Source organism: Pseudomonas sp. MWU15-20650 (assembly GCF_023242475.1).
GTDB lineage: Bacteria > Pseudomonadota > Gammaproteobacteria > Pseudomonadales > Pseudomonadaceae > Aquipseudomonas.
On the sequence record NZ_JALJFG010000052.1, the window covers coordinates 16,267 to 30,961 of the forward strand.

Sequence of the window (14,695 nt, forward strand, 5' to 3'; positions counted from 1 at the left end):
CGGAGTGGCCGGTGGTCAGGCAATGCGAACTAATCCCGACACCGGCCGTCAATCACTGCATGTTCTTATCAGGCGGTAACGCACCATGGACAATCCTTTTCAGATCATCACCGACACCTTCACCCCCAAATACCGCGTCAACCTGAGCATCCAACGGCTCGACGGCAGCATCATGCTGACCCTCTCGGATGAGACCGGTGTGGTGGCCAAACGCATGATCAGCGCCGAACAGCGCAACGATCCGCAGCGGCTCAAACGCCTGGTACAAAGCATTCAGTTCGGCATTGCCATCGAGCAGGGCCACAGCGCCATAGAGATCCTGGCGGTGATGACAGACGGCGACAGTCACAAGCTCCTGCAGCGCCCGCCCGTGCGCACCCGGCCCTTCAACGTCGGACTTTAAAGCTCACCCTTCTCGGTTTCCTGGCTCGCCTCGCCCTTGCGGCGCGGGCCTTCGACCTTCACCGACGGGAACGCCGACGACGCATAGCGCACCACCAGAATCGAGAACGCCAACAGCAGAATCCCACCGCACAAGTAGATGATGCCGATATCAGGCGGGTTGTGGTGCGACACGTTGGAGATCAGCAGGCGCGTCAGCGCGGTGATCGCCACATAGATCAGGAAGCGCACCGGCATGTGGTTGGTCTTGAAGTAAATCCCGACCATCGCGCCCAATTCCAGGTAGATGAACAGCAGCAAGATGTCATCGATCTTGATGTGCCCGGCCTCCAGCATCCCCAGAAACTCCATCACCGCCGCCCAAGCGGTCACCGCGCCAATGGCGAACAGCGCCAGGTAATGGAACGTCTCGACAAACAGATTGCCCAGGGACTCGGCCAGCCCGTGGACGTTCTGACGCAGCTTTTCGGCCCAATTGATTTTCACGATGATGCTTCCTTAGGTCGGCTCGACCGGATAATGCGGGGTGGACGTGACCGTTGTTCTGCATGCAGAAAAAAGGCCAGCAGCCGGTATAAGATGGTGGCGGCGTGGCATTAGGCACTCCAGCTCCCCTATTTCCCAACTACAGTAAAAAGCGGCTACCCAAACCCACCCGTTTGGCTTATCCTTTTAGCTGTATATAAATACAGTAGTCGCAAAAGACAACTATCGTGAAGGCATGTGAGGTGGTGAATGGCCGTCGAAGTGGTATACCGCAGCAGCCGAGATCTGGAGCGTTTGTTCATGGATAAAGCCGAAGCTGACCGTCATGACAAGATGCTTGAACTCGCTGAGTTGCTGGCAGAAGTGTTGCAAAAAGCCGTACCGTCCCTGAGCGAGCAGCAGGTGGAGGAAGCCGGGATCTACATGGCGAAGAACCGCGATGTATTTGCCAAGGCGTTCAAGAGCCAACCGGACGCGCTGTCCGAGTTGCTGAACCCGACGGCCGAGTAAAAGCCCGAATTGAACAGGCCCTGAATCATCGATTCAGGGCCTTTTTAATGCCTGGCCTATTTGTAGAGCAAGCGTTCGGCCAGCTCGTCGGCGACCCGTGCGGGGGAGCGTTTTTCGGCTTGGGCGTGGGCAAAGATCTCGGTCAGGCGTGTGCCGATGTTCGACAGGTGGGCAGTGATGTCTGCCAGCTCGGCGCCGCCGTGTTTGAGGGCGACATAGATCAAGCCACCGGAGTTGATCACGTAGTCCGGGGCGTAGAGGATGCCGCGGCCTTCCAACTGGTCGGCGATGTCCAGGTTGGTCAGTTGGGCACTGGCCGAACCGGCCACGGCGGCACAGCGCAGTTGGCCGACACTGTGGCGGTTGAACACCGCGCCGACACCGCAAGGCGCGAGGATATCGCAGGGAGTGCTGAGCAAGGCGTCGTTGGCAATGGGGTGTGCACCCAATTGCTCCATGGCCAGTTGCACTTTGCCATGATCGATGTCGCTGACCAGCAATTCAGCACCCGCGGCATGTAACTGCTCGGCCAGGGCATAGCCAACATTGCCCAGGCCCTGGACCGCTACGCGCAAGCCTTCTAGGTTGTCGCTGCCCAGACGGGCCATCGCGGTGGTGCGGATACCCGTGAACACGCCCATGGCGGCATGGGGCGCCGGGTCGCCGGCGGCGGTAGTGCTGGTGACGAAACGGGTGTGCTGGGCAATGCAATCCATGTCGGCGACCGAGGTGCCGCTGTCGATCGAGGTAATGAAACGGCCGTCGAGTTTTTCGATGCAGCGGCCAAACGCTTCGAACAGCGCGGCGCGGCTCTCCACGTGCACGGGCCGGATGATAACCGCCGTGCCGCCCCCCACCGGCAGGCCGGCCAAGGCAGCTTTGTAGCTCATGCCTTGGGCCAGGCGCGCGGCATCGGCCACGGCACTTTGATCGTCGGGGTAGGCGAGGTAACGACAGCCGCCCAAGGCAGGGCCCAGGCGACTGTTGTGAATGGCAATGATCGCCTTCAGACCGGTCACCGGGTCAACGCTCAGGTGCAGCGATTCAAGGCGGGTGCTGTGCATGAGCGCAAACATCAATGAGCTCCCGAATCACTTCTGGTAGTGGCCCAAGTATAGGCTTGCGACAGAAAACTGCTGGATTGCACTGGAATAAGCCGCCCGGTTTCGTGGGATCTACGACATAAGCGTGCGGGATATTTCTTAAGTTGCTGGACGAAAATTCACTGCAAGGCTAAAACGGGACATCCGTCGGAGACTGCAATGAATCCCCGCAACGCTTTTTTCGCCTGCCTGGACCGTTCCCCACCCGCGCTGTTTGAAGCCGCGCTGTGGATTGCCGCCGAACACGACGCCAGGGTTCAGCCATTGGTGATCCTGCAAGCGCTCACTTTGCTGCAACAACAGATCAGCCTGGGCATGCCCATGCTGCCGGCGGATGAACTCGGCCAGCCGCTGCTACGGCGAATGAATGACCTCGGGTTTGCCCAGGATGACCATACCCCGTTACGCCCCGCCGCGGCGTTGCTGGACAAAGTGTTGCAACGCAAACGCGGGCAACCCTTGGCCATGGGCCTGATTGCGCTGGAAATGGCGCGCCGCCTGAACATTCCCATGGTGGGCGTGAACTTCCCAGGCCACTTCCTGCTACGGGTGCCCGGTGCCGACCACGTGTTGGACCCGTGCGGCGGTCGGCGCCTGTACCCCAACGACTGCCGCGAGCTGCTGCACCGTCAGTACGGGCCGAAACTCACATTGCAGGCCGAGCACCTGCACACCGCCGAGCCGCGTTCGATCCTGCAACGGCTGTCACGCAACCTGCGCCAGTTGCACCTTTCCAACGACGAACCCTTGGCCGCCCTGGTCGATGCCGAGCGCGTGCTGGAGCTGGGCAACGCCAGCGCCGCTGACTACCTGGCACGCGCCAGTCTGTATCAGCGCCTGGATTGCCCCAGCGCGGAGCGCTTTGACCTGGAACATGCCCTGCTGCTCAGCGAGGATCCAATCCAGCGCCTGCGCCTGACAGAGCGGCTGGGGCACCTGCCGCCCAATTCGGTGGTGCATTAAGAAGACTGTGGCGCCTTGAGAATATCGCTTTGCAGCGGGCTCTTGGGCATATGCATGGCAGGCGCGCGCACCTGAATAATCAACAGCGCCGCAATCACCGCCGGAATCGCACAGAAAAAGAAAATCTGCTCCACCGGGATCTGCATCGCCAACAACAGGCTACCGAACAACGGCCCCAGGATTGAGCCAAACCGCCCCACACCCAATGCCCAGCCCGTGCCGGTGGCGCGCACGTGCGCCGGGTAGAAATTGCTGGCAAACGCATTGAGGGTCAGTTGCCCGCCGATGATGCAGAACCCGGCGGCAAACACGCAGGCCACCAGGTAGCGTGGGTTGTCGTGGTTCAAGCCCAGCAGGACGGTGCACAGCGCCGCCGCCGCCAGTACCCCGGACAACAGGCGCACTTTGCTTTTCAGACGGTCGGCAAACCAGGCCATGAGGATGGCGCCCAGGGTGCCGGCGAACAGGAACATGGAGGTGACCAGGTTGGCTTCGTTCAGCGCCAGGCCGCTTTCGAGCAATAGCGAAGGCAACCAGCTGATCATGAAATACAGCAGGATCAGGCTGACAAAAAAGGTCGCCCAGATCAGCAACGTCGGGCGTGCATAGCCGTTGCGGAACAGCTCCACCACCGTCAGTTTGCTGCCCTGCTCCTTGAGGTTGTCTGTTGCACTCACAGGCGGCGGTTGCCAGTCCGGCAGCATGCGCGCCGTGACTTTACGCAGCCGCGCGTACGGTGGTGCATCTCGCAGCAGGCGCGGCAGCGACTCAGGCAGCCACCACGCCAGAAAAGGAAACAGCAGCAACGGCGTCACACCGCCCGCCAGGAACACCGCCTGCCAACCGTACCCCTCGATAAACCCGGCCGCCACAAACCCACCTGCCGCACCACCCAATGAGAAGCCACAGGCCGCCAGGGTCACCATCAAGGTACGCAGGCGAGGCGGCGAATATTCCGACATCAACGCCATGGCGCTGGGCATCGCACCGCCCATGCCGATACCGCAGATAAACCGCGCGGCCATCAGCGTGGTCAACGAACTGGCAAACACCATCAGCACCGTGAGGCTGGCGTAGATCAGCACACAGCCCAGCAGGATTCGCCGCACACCGAATCGGTCGGCCAGTGGCGTCACCAGCAACGAGCCGAGCGTCAGGCCCAGCAGGTTGGCACTGAACACCGGCCCGAACGCGGCTTTTTCCAGGCTCCAATCCTTGGCCAGTGCCGGCACGACATAGCCCAGCACCTGAGCATCGTAGCCATCGGTGACCAGCAGCAAGGCCAGCAACAGGAGAATCAACCATTGGTAGCGCGACACCGGGCGGGCGTCGAGTGCCAAGCGAAAGCTGGCAATCTGAGTGTGCATCGCAACGTACCTTTCATTGTTTTTATTGGCTAACGCTAACCAGAATGTGGGAGAGGGCTTGCTCCCGATTGCTGTGTATCAGCAATAAATTTGTCAACCGACTCACCGCTATCGGGGGCAAGCCCTAATGCCAGTCAGTTAAGCGCTAGAACGAGCAACCGGTAATCGGTGGCGAGCGGGCTTGTCGAATCGTCGCACCGCCCGCGTTGGGGCGCGTAGCGCCCCCAAAGAAGGACGAATGCGGTGTATCCGATACTCCGCGCAGATAGCTTTTGGGGCTGCTGCGCACCCCAACGCGGGACAAGCCCGCTCGCCACAACAAGCCCGCTCGCCACAGTGATAGTGTTCCTTCTTAACTGACTGGCATTGGGGCAAGCCCCCTCCCACATTTGGATCTATGCCATTCAGGCAGCTACGGGGTATCCGGTTGATTGGCCGGATGCGCCTGCACAAACGCCGGATGCTGCGTCGCCAACGCCGCCACTCGCCCGATGCGCGGGTAGGCCGCCAACGGCACCTTGAAGCGCTCGGCTGCGTACAACTGTGGAATCAGAAACGCATCCGCCATGCCTGGCTGCTCGCCAAAACAAAAACCTTCGTCGCCAATCAACTGCTCCACCGCGCCCAGGCCCTGGCTGACCCAATGGCCGATCCACTCGAGCAACTGCGCCTCATCGTGTCCCCATTTGCGCAATAGGTTTTGCGTGCTGGAGTTATGCAACGGGTGAATATCACACGCGATGATCGAGGCGACCGCACGTTCATGGGCACGGGCGGCCAGGTCTTTGGAGAGCAGCGGTACCTGTGGATAACGTTCCTCCAGGTACTCGACGATCGCCTGTGACTGGATCAGCAGCGTCCCTTCATCGGTACGCAATGCCGGTACGCGCCCTTGCGGGTTGATCGCCAGGTACTCGGGTTGGTGATTGGCGCCGCCCGCCGGCACCAGCAGGTTGACCGGCAGCGCGGTGTAATCCAGGCCCTTGAGCGCCAGGGCAATACGTACCCGATACGACGCGGTAGAACGGTAGTAGGTATAGAGTTCCATTGCCCTGCCCTCTTAACGCGCCGCGACCACGGTGCCACGGCATTCGCCGAAGCCGATGGAGGCAAACCCTTCGCGGCTGCAACGGCCACGCAGGATGATTTCATCACCGTCTTCGAGGAATTTACGCACCTCACCCGACGCCAACTCAATCGGCTTTTTGCCGCCTTCGGTGATTTCCAGCAGGCTGCCGAATTGCCCGGCTTGCGGCCCGGACAAGGTGCCCGAACCAAACAAGTCACCGGCCTGCAACTGGCAACCGTTGACACTGTGATGCGCCACCATCTGTGCCACCGTCCAGTACATGTACTGGGTGTTGCTCAACGTCAGGCGATGGGCCGGCAGCTTTTGCTCGCGCATCGCAGCGGTGGTAAGCAGCACTTCCAATTCGATATCAAAGCCGCCCGCCACCTGGTCACGTTTGTCCAGCAGGTAAGGCAGCGGCTGCGGGTCGCCCTCGGGGCGTGCCGGCTGTGCTTGGCGGAACGGCTCCAGTGCCTCGGCCGTTACGACCCATGGCGAGATGCTGGTGATAAAGCTTTTGGACAGGAACGGCCCCAGCGGCTGGTATTCCCAAGCCTGGATGTCTCGCGCAGACCAATCGTTGAGCAGGCAGAAACCGGCGATATGTTCGGCGGCGTCACCAATGGCAATCGAATCGCCCATGGCATTGCCCTGGCCGATCCAGATGCCCAGCTCCAATTCATAATCCAGGCGTGCGCAGGGGCCGAAGGTCGGCTCGGTCTGGCCGGCCGGCAGGGTCTGGCCTTTAGGGCGACGTACGTTCGTGCCCGACGGGCGAATGGTTGATGCACGACCGTGGTAGCCAATCGGCACGTATTTGTAGTTCGGCAACAGTGGATTATCCGGGCGGAATAATTTACCGACGTTCTGCGCGTGCTCGATGCCGACGTAGAAGTCGGTGTAGTCATTGATTTTCGCAGGCAAGTGCATCTGGCAATCGGCGGCGCGGTGCAGCACTTGCGCCTCACGGGTTTGCAGCTTGCTGCCTTCGGCCAGCAGCGCCAGCAAGCGCTCGCGCAGGGCGACGCGCGGGCCGCGGCCCAGTTCGAAAAAGGCGTTCAGTTGGCCACCCGCCGTGGCTTCAACCGCACGGCGTGCCTCACCGTCAAACTCATCCAGCGCCGCGTGCAGATCGAAGATTGCGTCGCCAATCGCCACGCCACTGCGCGGGGCCGAACCGTTGATGCTGAACACACCCAGCGGCAGGTTTTGCAGGGGGAAATCTGCGTGGCCGTTGGCGGAGGCTACCCAACTGCGGGTAGGAATGGGCTGAGTCATGGGTTATCTCCGGTTCGGGTTGAAGGTGGCGGGCAGCGCGGCCCAGCACGCGTCATAAGCGGGTTGCAGTTGCGGGCATTCCAGGGCGAACTGGGTAGGACGCAGCACTTGGCTGGTCTCGAACATGAAGGCCATGGTGTTATCGATCTTGTGCGGTGCCAGGTCCACGTTGATGGCCTTGGTGCAGGTCTCGCCATCCGGGCCATGGGCGCTCATGCAACTGTGCAGCGACGCGCCGCCGGGCAGGAAGCCTTCGGCCTTGGCGTCGTAGGCGCCCTGGATCAGGCCCATGTATTCGTTCATCAGGTTGCGGTGGAACCACGGCGGACGGAAGGTGTTCTCGGCCACCATCCAGCGTGGCGGGAAGATCACGAAGTCGAGGTTGGCCAGGCCGTGCACACTGGTGGGCGAGGTCAATACGGTGAAGATCGACGGGTCCGGGTGATCGAAACTCACCGTGCCGATCGTGTTGAAGCGACGCAGGTCGTATTTGTACGGCACGTTATTGCCGTGCCAGGCGACCACGTTCAGCGGCGAATGGTCCAGCTCGCAGGCCCACAGCTCACCGAGGAACTTCTGCACCAGCGTGGTTGGTTGCTTGAGGTCTTCGTAGTGGGCCACTGGCGTCAGGAAGTCGCGGGGGTTGGCCAAACCGTTGCTGCCGATAGGGCCCAGGTCCGGCAGGCGCAGCGGGGCGCCATGGTTTTCCGCGACGTAGCCGCGTGCTTGCGCGTCCAGCAGTTCGATACGGAACTTCAGGCCACGGGGCAGTACGACAATTTCCAGCGGCTCGACGTCCAACACACCCAGTTCGGTGGCGATACGCAGGCGGCCTTGCTCGGGGACGATCAGCAGTTCGCCGTCAGCATTAAAGAACACACGTTCCATCGAACGGTTGGCGCGGTAGTTGTAGATGCTGATACCTGCGGGTTTTTCCGACCCCGCGTTGGCGACCATGCCGACCAGGCCGTCAATAAAGTCCGTCGGCTCACTCGGAATATCCAACGGGTTCCAGCGCAGGCGATTGGGCGTCACCGCCCCCAGCGGGCCACCGGCCAATTGCCGTTCCAGCTTGACGAACGCCGGGTGATTGGCCGACGGCTGGATGCGGTACAGCCAGGTGCGGCGGGCTTCGCTGCGCACCATGGTGAAGGCCGTGCCGGAGAACAGTTCCGTGTACAGCCCGTAGGGCGCTTTTTGCGGGGAGTTCTGGCCGACCGGCAGCGCACCGGGCAAGGCTTCGCTGGCGAATTCATTGCCAAAGCCCGATTGGTATTCGAGGTTCATGGATCATCCTCAGTACGGAAGTTGTTTTTATCGTAATCCAGTTACGCATAACGTAATTTGATCACCGTCGACCGTCAAGCTATAAAGACGCCCATTCATCTCTCGGATTCTCGCCCTTCCATGGAAAAGCCCCGCGACACCGGTAAACAGAAAGTCCGCTCGGCCGAAGTCGGCACCGATATCCTCAAGGCCCTGGCCGAATTGTCCCCAGCCACTTCGCTGTCACGCCTGGCCGAGCATGTGCAGATGCCGGCGAGCAAGGTACACCGTTATTTACAGGCGCTGATCGCCTCGGGGTTTGCCGAGCAGAACACCGCCACCAACCATTACGGCCTGGGCCGTGAAGCGTTGCGCGTGGGCCTGGCGGCGCTGGGCAGCATGGATGTGTTGAAGGTCGGCGCCATGCCCCTGGCGGAGCTGCGCGATGAACTGAATGAAACCTGCTTTCTGGCAGTGTGGGGCAACCAGGGCGCGACCGTCGTGCACATCGAGCCAGCAGTGCGCGCGATTACCGTGGTGACCCAGTTGGGTTCGGTATTGCCGCTGCTCAGCTCGTCCACCGGGCTGGTGTTCAGCGCCTACCTGCCGTCCCGGGAAACCGTGGAATTGCGCGAACGTGAAATCCAAGCCGGCATAGCCCACACCCTGGCGGACGATCAAGCCTACGCCACCCTGTGCGAACAGATCCGCAGCCGTGGCTTGCACTTTGTGCATGGCTTGCTGATGCCTGGTGTCGATGCCTTGTCGGCGCCGGTGTTCAATGCGGTCGGGCAAGTGGCGGCGGTGATGACCGTGGTCGGCCCCACCTCACTGTTCCACGCCGATGAAGATGGCCCGGCGGCGCAACACTTGCTGGCCGCGACCCGGGCCGTGAGTTGGCGCATGGGCTACCAGCGCTGAGTCAGTCGCCCCAGTGTGACAGGGCCAGCGCTACGCGATTCTCCACTGCCTTCACCTGCGCGCCGGCCACCCCATAGTTGTTGGTCAGCATCGAGAACACCAACTTGCGCCCGTGAGCGTCGGTGATGTAGCCGCTCAATGACGACACGCCGCCCATGGAACCGGTCTTGGCATGCAGGTTGTTTTCAGCCGGGGTGCCGCGCAAGCGATACCCCAGGCTGCCACCGGTCATGCGGTCGGTGTTACCGGCCACCGGCAGCGCGTTGTACCAGGCGTTGAACCACGGCTGTTTGCTCGCGGCCAGCAGCAGGTCGGTGAGGGTTTGCGACGACACCAGGTTACGCCGTGACAAGCCGGAACCGTCAACCTGGTTCAGCGTCGTCACGTCCAGCCCCTGGCGCTTGAGGAACCCGGCCACTGCCGTCGCCCCCGCCGCGGCGGTACCGCTATTGGCGGTCTGGCGGCCCATGGCCTTGAGCAACGCTTCGGACATGTTGTTGTTCGAGAGCTTGAGCAGCGGCGTGATCAGTTCCTGCAACGGCGCCGATTGATGTTCGGCCAGCAGGGTCGTCGTGGCCGGGCTTGCGCCGCCCATCACTCGGCGCCCCAGCACCGTGATCCCCTGCTGCGCCAGCGCCTGCTCGAACAGGTTGGCCACCAGCTGCGTCGGCTCCCAGACGCTGACCAGTTGCTCGCTCTGCCGGCCCGGCGCCACAGTGCCGCTGAGCTGCAACAGGTTGGTGCCGTGGCGACGGTTGATGCCATAGCTGTTGCCCGGCCCACTGATGGCGCGGTTGCTCAGTTGCAGGTAATCGGTAGGCGGATAGATCTCGACACTCACAGGCTGGCCGGCCCGCGCGGCGGCCTTGGCCGTGACCAGCACGCTGCCCGCATCGAAATCCGCATTGGGTGACACGGTCAGCGCGGAAATCTGCGCGCCGTAGTAGGTGGTTTCATCATCATGGGACCAATCGACGCCCAACCGCTCGGCGTCAAACCAGGTGTCGTCGAACACCAGGTCGCCCTGCACCTGGCGCACGCCCTGGCTGGCCAACTGCGCCGCGAGCGCCTGGTAGTCGGCAAACTGAATGGTCGGATCGCCCAGGCCGCGCAGGTACAGGTTGCCGGTCAAGCGATCGCCCTGGCGTATGCCATCGCTGCGCAGCTGCGTGGCGAAGCGGTACTGCGGCCCCAGCACATCCATCGCCGCTGCGGTGGTCAGCAGCTTGAGGTTGGAGGCTGGCACCAGCCGCGTACGCGGGTTGTGCTGGTAGAGCACGCTGCCGCTGCGCGCATCGCGCACCATCAGCGAGACCGTAGCGCCCTGCAGCACCGGGTCCTCCAGCAATGAGTCCAGGCTGTGCCCGGTGGTGGTCGTCGAAGGCGTGGCGCAACCACCGAGCAACAGGCCAAAACCCAGCACCATCGCACTGGCGTGTATCCATCGTCCCAACCGCATAAACCTGGCATTCCTGAAACTACGAGAGTGCGCAGCTTGGTTAATTCACTGCGCTCAATCAAGTGCCAAGGTGGTGATAGAGAATGTTCCTGCCTGAAACTGCGGGTCGGGTTTGGGCTCGGCAGGGCTCGGTGCGGGTTGCATGAAGTCCATCGCCGGCAGGTAAACCCGCTGGCGCTGCGCATCGAACGCCATGTTGTAGGCCATCGGCAAGGTGCTGAAACTCGCCACCTCGGCATAGTGATCGGCATCTTGCTGCTCGATTACCCTCACATTCGCATCCACGCCGCTGGGGATCAGCAAGCGTTGATGCTGCACGTCATACGCCACCGCATTCACGTCGCGCCCAATCGGCAACCGCGCCTTGACCTCACCCGTCTGTCGGTCGGTCACGATCAACATCGGCGCCTCACCGCGACACGCCACGAACAAGCGCTGGCGCTCTACATCCTGGGCAAGTGCGCTGGGCTTGGGGCACTCGGCAAACTGCCAGGTATCGAGCAGCGCAAAGGTGCTGGCCGCATACCGCGCGACCTTGCCTTCATCGCGCATCGGCAAAAAGAAACTGCCATCGCCCTTGAGCAACAGCGGGTCGATTTTTTTCACCGCCAATTCGTGGGCGCCGGTGATGCGCTCTTGTTTGGGATCAAACTCAAACAGCGTCGAACGGTCCGCCCGCCGCCCGCTGACAATGATCACCTTGCCCGTGGACGGCTCATACACCGCGCTGTTGAGGTTGCTTTGCGCCACGGCGATCCGCTTGAGCGGTTTGAGTGTGGATAACTGCACCACACTCAAGCTGCCGTCGGTGTTGAGCACAAAGACACGGTCCAGCTCGGGCACGAACACAACACCGTTGGCACCTGCGGACTGGGCCACGGTCTTGAGCGTGCGCTGGTGCTGTACATCAAACACCGTCAGGCCGTTCTCGCGTCGCGCCAGGAACAGGTAAGGACGCGTCGGGTCAAGGCCGACAAAACCCCAGCTGTGGCCAGCGCCGGGCAACGTCACACGGTGTTCGCGGTGAATGACGGGGGCGTCCGCCACCGCCGTGGTGGTGATCAGCAGGGATAATAACCAGGCGTATTTTTTCATCAGAAGGTCAACGTACTGGAGACTGAAACCTGCCGCGCATCACCGATGGACACAAACTGCGTGTTCACCGCAGAGGTGTAGTAGGTGCGATCGAACAGGTTCTTCACATTGAGCTGGAACTTGACCTTCTGCCCATCGATCTTGGTGTCATAGCTGGCGAACGCATCGGCCACGGTGTAGCTCGGCAGTTCGAAGCTGTTGGCCGCGTCCCCTGCCCGCTCGCCCACATAGCGAGCCCCGGCGCCGACCCGCAGTTGGTCACCGCCCAAGATGCTGCCGAAGTCATACACGGCCGACAGCGAAGCAGTGTTCTTCGCCACGTTTTGCAGGTCGTTGCCCTTGTATTTGCTGTCCTCGACCACCACCGCATCGGTGTAGGCATAGCTGCCGATCAAGCTCCAGTTGTCGGTCAATTGCCCACTCGCGTCCAGCTCCAGGCCACGGGAGCGCACCTTGCCGGCCACGCTGTACACCGAGGCCAGCCCATCCCCCACTTGCACCAGCACATTGCGCTTTTCGATGTTGAACAACGCCGCGCTCGCGGTGATACGCCCGGGCATGTCGAACTTGGTGCCCAACTCCCACGCCTTGGACTGCTCTGGCTCCAGGCTGCCATCCAGCACGGTTTTGTTGGCCAGCGGGGCAATGGTGGAGTTGGGTTTGAACGACTCGGTGTAGCTGCCGTAGAACGACAACTCGTCGGTGTAGCGGTACACCAGGCCCGCACGCGGTACCCACTTCTGGCCGTTGCCATCGGTGTTGGCGGTGAATGGCACGCCTTTGCCGGCGTATTGGTCGTACATCTGATAGCGCGCCCCCCCCACCAGAATCCACTGGTCATTCAGGTGAATCGCATCCTGGAAGAACAACGAATCGCTGCGCAGCAGGTCGGTCTGGTTGCTGTCCGGGGCGCTGACGGTGGTCCCTGCGACTTCGTTGCCGTATACCGGCGTGTTGTAGTTGAAGACACCACGCGGCGCCTGGCGAATCAGGTCGGCCCGGTAGATCTTGCGGTACTCATCGTCGAGGCCGAACACCAGGTCATGCTGCATCCCGGCGACATCTACCTTGCCTTCAAGGCTGGCGGTGGCGAAGCGGTCGGTGGTCAGCGCGCCTTGGGTGCCGTCCATGCTGCGGGCCAGGGTGCCGTTGGTGTTGACCTTGACCACACGCACTTGGCTGGCGTCGTAGGTTTCGCGGTTCCAGCTGTAGCCGAAGTGGGCTTTCCAGTCGTCGTTCAGGTCGTGGTCGACGGTCAGGCGATACAGATCGGAGCGGCCTTCCATATTGTTGAACGGCTCATCCAGGCGACGGGTAGCGGGGATATTCAACGGATGATTGGTCTTGGGGTCGATGGCGGTGCCACGGTCGAACGGCGAGAGAAACTCGCGGTGCTCATAGGCGAAAACGACTTGGGTGGTGTCGCCGTACCAGGCCAGGGACGGCGCCACCAGCGTCTCGCGGCGGGTGCCGAAGTTGCGCCAGTAATCTTCGTCTTCATGGTCGACGATCAGTCGATAGGCCAAGCCGCTGTCACCAATGGGACCGGTGGTATCGAGGTTGCCGCCGCTGCCGTTCTTGCCGCTACCGAAAGTCGAGCCGCGTGCGGTCAATGAGGTGGACTGCACCAGCTCGGGCTTTTTGCTGACGATATTGACCACGCCGCCCGGGTCCTGAATGCCGTACAACAGCGACGACGGGCCCTTGAGCACTTCAACCCGTTCAGCCGTGGCGTTCAACGCGCGGCCCTGCACCACGGGCATGCCGTCTTGCATGATCGAGCCATTACGGTTGTCGCCAAAACCACGCAGCATCACCGCGTCCTGGGTGCTGCCCAGGGTGTTGGCCTGGGTGATGCCGCTGATGTTGCTCAGGGCGTCATCCAGGTTGCGCGGTTGTTGGTCGCGCAGCACTTGGGCGGGCACTACGTTGACGGTTTGCGGGGTTTCCAGCAGCAGGCCACGGGAACGCATCACCGAACTGGTGGGCGGCGGCTGGTAGCTGGTGCTGTCCTGGGTGGGGTTGGCACCGCTGATGGTGGTGGCGCCAAGATTCAACGCGCCGCCGGTCGGCACGGGCTCCAGGGCCAAGGTGCGGGCATCGATCTGGCGGAAGGTGAAACCGGTGTGGATCAGCAGGCGTTGCAGTGCCTGGGTCGCGCTCATCTGCCCGCTGATCGCCGGGGCACTGAGGCCGTAAGGCGCTTCATCGGTGTAGATCACGCTGATACCCGTGACCCGGCTGAAATCGCTCAGGGCCTGGGGCAGCGGCTTGGCTGCCAGCGCAAAGTTGAACTGGGCGCTTTGCTGCTCTTGCGCCTGCGCGATGCAAAGCGGCAGCAATGCCAGCCCCGACACCGTCAATACCGAGGCTCCCAGCCACTGTTTTACCCAACCGCCCGCCGTCGACTTCATGCTGTGAGAACCCGTGTAGAAAAGCTGTTAATGCGAATAAATCGCAGTTTCAAGCACTACACGGATGGGCGATGGATTTACCTCACGTCGTTTTGAAAATAATTGTGCTTATTGCGCCTGAATGCAGAACCCCACGCTCTCCCGCCACGGGCATAGGTCTCTACACAACTCGGGGGGGGCGGCGCTGAACCTGTGGCGAGCGGGCTTGTTGTGGCGAGCGGGCTTGTCCCGCGCTGGGGCGCGTAGCGCCCCCAAAGAAGAGCGAATGCGGTGTACCCGATACTGCGCAGAGACAGTTTTGGGGCTGCTGCGCAGCCCAACGCGGGGCAAGCCCGCTCGCCACAGGGGAATATGACAGCCTT

The 14,695-nt window shown here is 61.9% G+C and carries 13 protein-coding genes; 4 read left to right on the plus strand and 9 right to left on the minus strand.

The window, feature by feature from the left end; all coding sequences use genetic code 11:
* Window positions 1-85: 85 nt before the first annotated feature.
* Complete coding sequence (locus tag M5B43_RS26010) at window positions 86-403, plus strand: DUF3509 domain-containing protein (protein ID WP_248752753.1); 318 nt, start codon at window positions 86-88, stop codon at window positions 401-403.
* On the opposite strand, the gene M5B43_RS26015 is transcribed toward M5B43_RS26010, so the two are convergent.
* Window positions 400-888: a phosphate-starvation-inducible PsiE family protein gene (locus M5B43_RS26015; protein ID WP_248752754.1), complete on the minus strand. Its 489-nt coding sequence runs from the start codon at window positions 886-888 to the stop codon at window positions 400-402. The two genes, M5B43_RS26010 and M5B43_RS26015, sit on opposite strands and share 4 nt — an antisense overlap.
* 249 nt (window positions 889-1,137) lie before the next feature.
* Here M5B43_RS26015 and M5B43_RS26020 point away from each other — a divergent pair, with 249 nt between their 5' ends.
* Entirely contained in the window at window positions 1,138-1,398 is a 261-nt protein-coding gene (locus M5B43_RS26020; protein WP_016974596.1) for a YebG family protein, read from the plus strand.
* A gap of 56 nt (window positions 1,399-1,454) precedes the next feature.
* Here the strand turns inward: M5B43_RS26020 and M5B43_RS26025 are convergent, their stop codons facing one another.
* On the minus strand, window positions 1,455-2,474 hold the full coding sequence (locus M5B43_RS26025) for a Glu/Leu/Phe/Val dehydrogenase dimerization domain-containing protein (RefSeq protein WP_248752755.1): 1,020 nt from the start codon (window positions 2,472-2,474) through the stop codon (window positions 1,455-1,457).
* Window positions 2,475-2,660: 186 nt separating this feature from the next.
* Here M5B43_RS26025 and M5B43_RS26030 point away from each other — a divergent pair, with 186 nt between their 5' ends.
* On the plus strand, window positions 2,661-3,464 hold the full coding sequence (locus tag M5B43_RS26030; RefSeq protein ID WP_248752756.1) for a transglutaminase family protein: 804 nt from the start codon (window positions 2,661-2,663) through the stop codon (window positions 3,462-3,464).
* Here M5B43_RS26030 and M5B43_RS26035 read toward each other — a convergent pair.
* From M5B43_RS26035 to hmgA, 4 genes are all read right to left on the minus strand, one after another.
* On the minus strand, window positions 3,461-4,831 hold the full coding sequence (locus M5B43_RS26035) for an aromatic acid/H+ symport family MFS transporter (protein WP_248752757.1): 1,371 nt from the start codon (window positions 4,829-4,831) through the stop codon (window positions 3,461-3,463). The two genes, M5B43_RS26030 and M5B43_RS26035, sit on opposite strands and share 4 nt — an antisense overlap.
* 412 nt (window positions 4,832-5,243) lie before the next feature.
* Window positions 5,244-5,879, minus strand: coding sequence for a maleylacetoacetate isomerase (maiA, locus tag M5B43_RS26040; protein ID WP_248752758.1), 636 nt, complete (start codon window positions 5,877-5,879; stop codon window positions 5,244-5,246).
* Window positions 5,880-5,891: 12 nt separating this feature from the next.
* Window positions 5,892-7,178 (minus strand): fumarylacetoacetase, encoded by a 1,287-nt coding sequence (fahA, locus tag M5B43_RS26045; RefSeq protein WP_248752759.1) that lies wholly within the window; start codon window positions 7,176-7,178, stop codon window positions 5,892-5,894.
* 3 nt (window positions 7,179-7,181) lie between these two features.
* The gene (gene hmgA, locus M5B43_RS26050) at window positions 7,182-8,465 is read right to left on the minus strand and encodes a homogentisate 1,2-dioxygenase (protein ID WP_248752760.1); all 1,284 of its coding nucleotides are present in this window, start codon (window positions 8,463-8,465) and stop codon (window positions 7,182-7,184) included.
* 120 nt (window positions 8,466-8,585) lie between these two features.
* Here hmgA and M5B43_RS26055 point away from each other — a divergent pair, with 120 nt between their 5' ends.
* Complete coding sequence (locus M5B43_RS26055; protein WP_248752761.1) at window positions 8,586-9,365, plus strand: IclR family transcriptional regulator; 780 nt, start codon at window positions 8,586-8,588, stop codon at window positions 9,363-9,365.
* A 1-nt stretch (window position 9,366) separates the two neighbouring features.
* Here the strand turns inward: M5B43_RS26055 and dacB are convergent, their stop codons facing one another.
* The 3 genes from dacB to M5B43_RS26070 are packed head-to-tail and all read right to left on the minus strand — an operon-like array spanning window position 9,367 to window position 14,333.
* Window positions 9,367-10,824: a D-alanyl-D-alanine carboxypeptidase/D-alanyl-D-alanine-endopeptidase gene (gene dacB, locus M5B43_RS26060; protein WP_248752762.1), complete on the minus strand. Its 1,458-nt coding sequence runs from the start codon at window positions 10,822-10,824 to the stop codon at window positions 9,367-9,369.
* Window positions 10,825-10,878: 54 nt separating this feature from the next.
* The gene (locus tag M5B43_RS26065) at window positions 10,879-11,919 is read right to left on the minus strand and encodes a hypothetical protein (RefSeq protein ID WP_248752763.1); all 1,041 of its coding nucleotides are present in this window, start codon (window positions 11,917-11,919) and stop codon (window positions 10,879-10,881) included.
* Complete coding sequence (locus tag M5B43_RS26070; protein ID WP_248752764.1) at window positions 11,919-14,333, minus strand: TonB-dependent receptor; 2,415 nt, start codon at window positions 14,331-14,333, stop codon at window positions 11,919-11,921. Before M5B43_RS26070 ends, M5B43_RS26065 begins: the two co-directional genes overlap by 1 nt.
* Window positions 14,334-14,695 lie beyond the last annotated feature (362 nt).

What these genes read in the sequence shown, in the direction of transcription:
- M5B43_RS26010 (WP_248752753.1), top strand. Translation starts at nt 86, where the DNA reads ATGGACAATCCTTTTCAGATCATCACCGACACCTTCACCCCCAAATAC.
- M5B43_RS26020 (WP_016974596.1), top strand. Translation starts at nt 1,138, where the DNA reads ATGGCCGTCGAAGTGGTATACCGCAGCAGCCGAGATCTGGAGCGTTTG.
- M5B43_RS26025 (WP_248752755.1), bottom strand. Translation starts at nt 2,474, where the DNA reads ATGTTTGCGCTCATGCACAGCACCCGCCTTGAATCGCTGCACCTGAGC.
- M5B43_RS26030 (WP_248752756.1), top strand. Translation starts at nt 2,661, where the DNA reads ATGAATCCCCGCAACGCTTTTTTCGCCTGCCTGGACCGTTCCCCACCC.
- M5B43_RS26035 (WP_248752757.1), bottom strand. Translation starts at nt 4,831, where the DNA reads ATGCACACTCAGATTGCCAGCTTTCGCTTGGCACTCGACGCCCGCCCG.
- maiA (WP_248752758.1), bottom strand. Translation starts at nt 5,879, where the DNA reads ATGGAACTCTATACCTACTACCGTTCTACCGCGTCGTATCGGGTACGT.
- fahA (WP_248752759.1), bottom strand. Translation starts at nt 7,178, where the DNA reads ATGACTCAGCCCATTCCTACCCGCAGTTGGGTAGCCTCCGCCAACGGC.
- hmgA (WP_248752760.1), bottom strand. Translation starts at nt 8,465, where the DNA reads ATGAACCTCGAATACCAATCGGGCTTTGGCAATGAATTCGCCAGCGAA.
- M5B43_RS26055 (WP_248752761.1), top strand. Translation starts at nt 8,586, where the DNA reads ATGGAAAAGCCCCGCGACACCGGTAAACAGAAAGTCCGCTCGGCCGAA.
- dacB (WP_248752762.1), bottom strand. Translation starts at nt 10,824, where the DNA reads ATGCGGTTGGGACGATGGATACACGCCAGTGCGATGGTGCTGGGTTTT.
- M5B43_RS26065 (WP_248752763.1), bottom strand. Translation starts at nt 11,919, where the DNA reads ATGAAAAAATACGCCTGGTTATTATCCCTGCTGATCACCACCACGGCG.
- M5B43_RS26070 (WP_248752764.1), bottom strand. Translation starts at nt 14,333, where the DNA reads ATGAAGTCGACGGCGGGCGGTTGGGTAAAACAGTGGCTGGGAGCCTCG.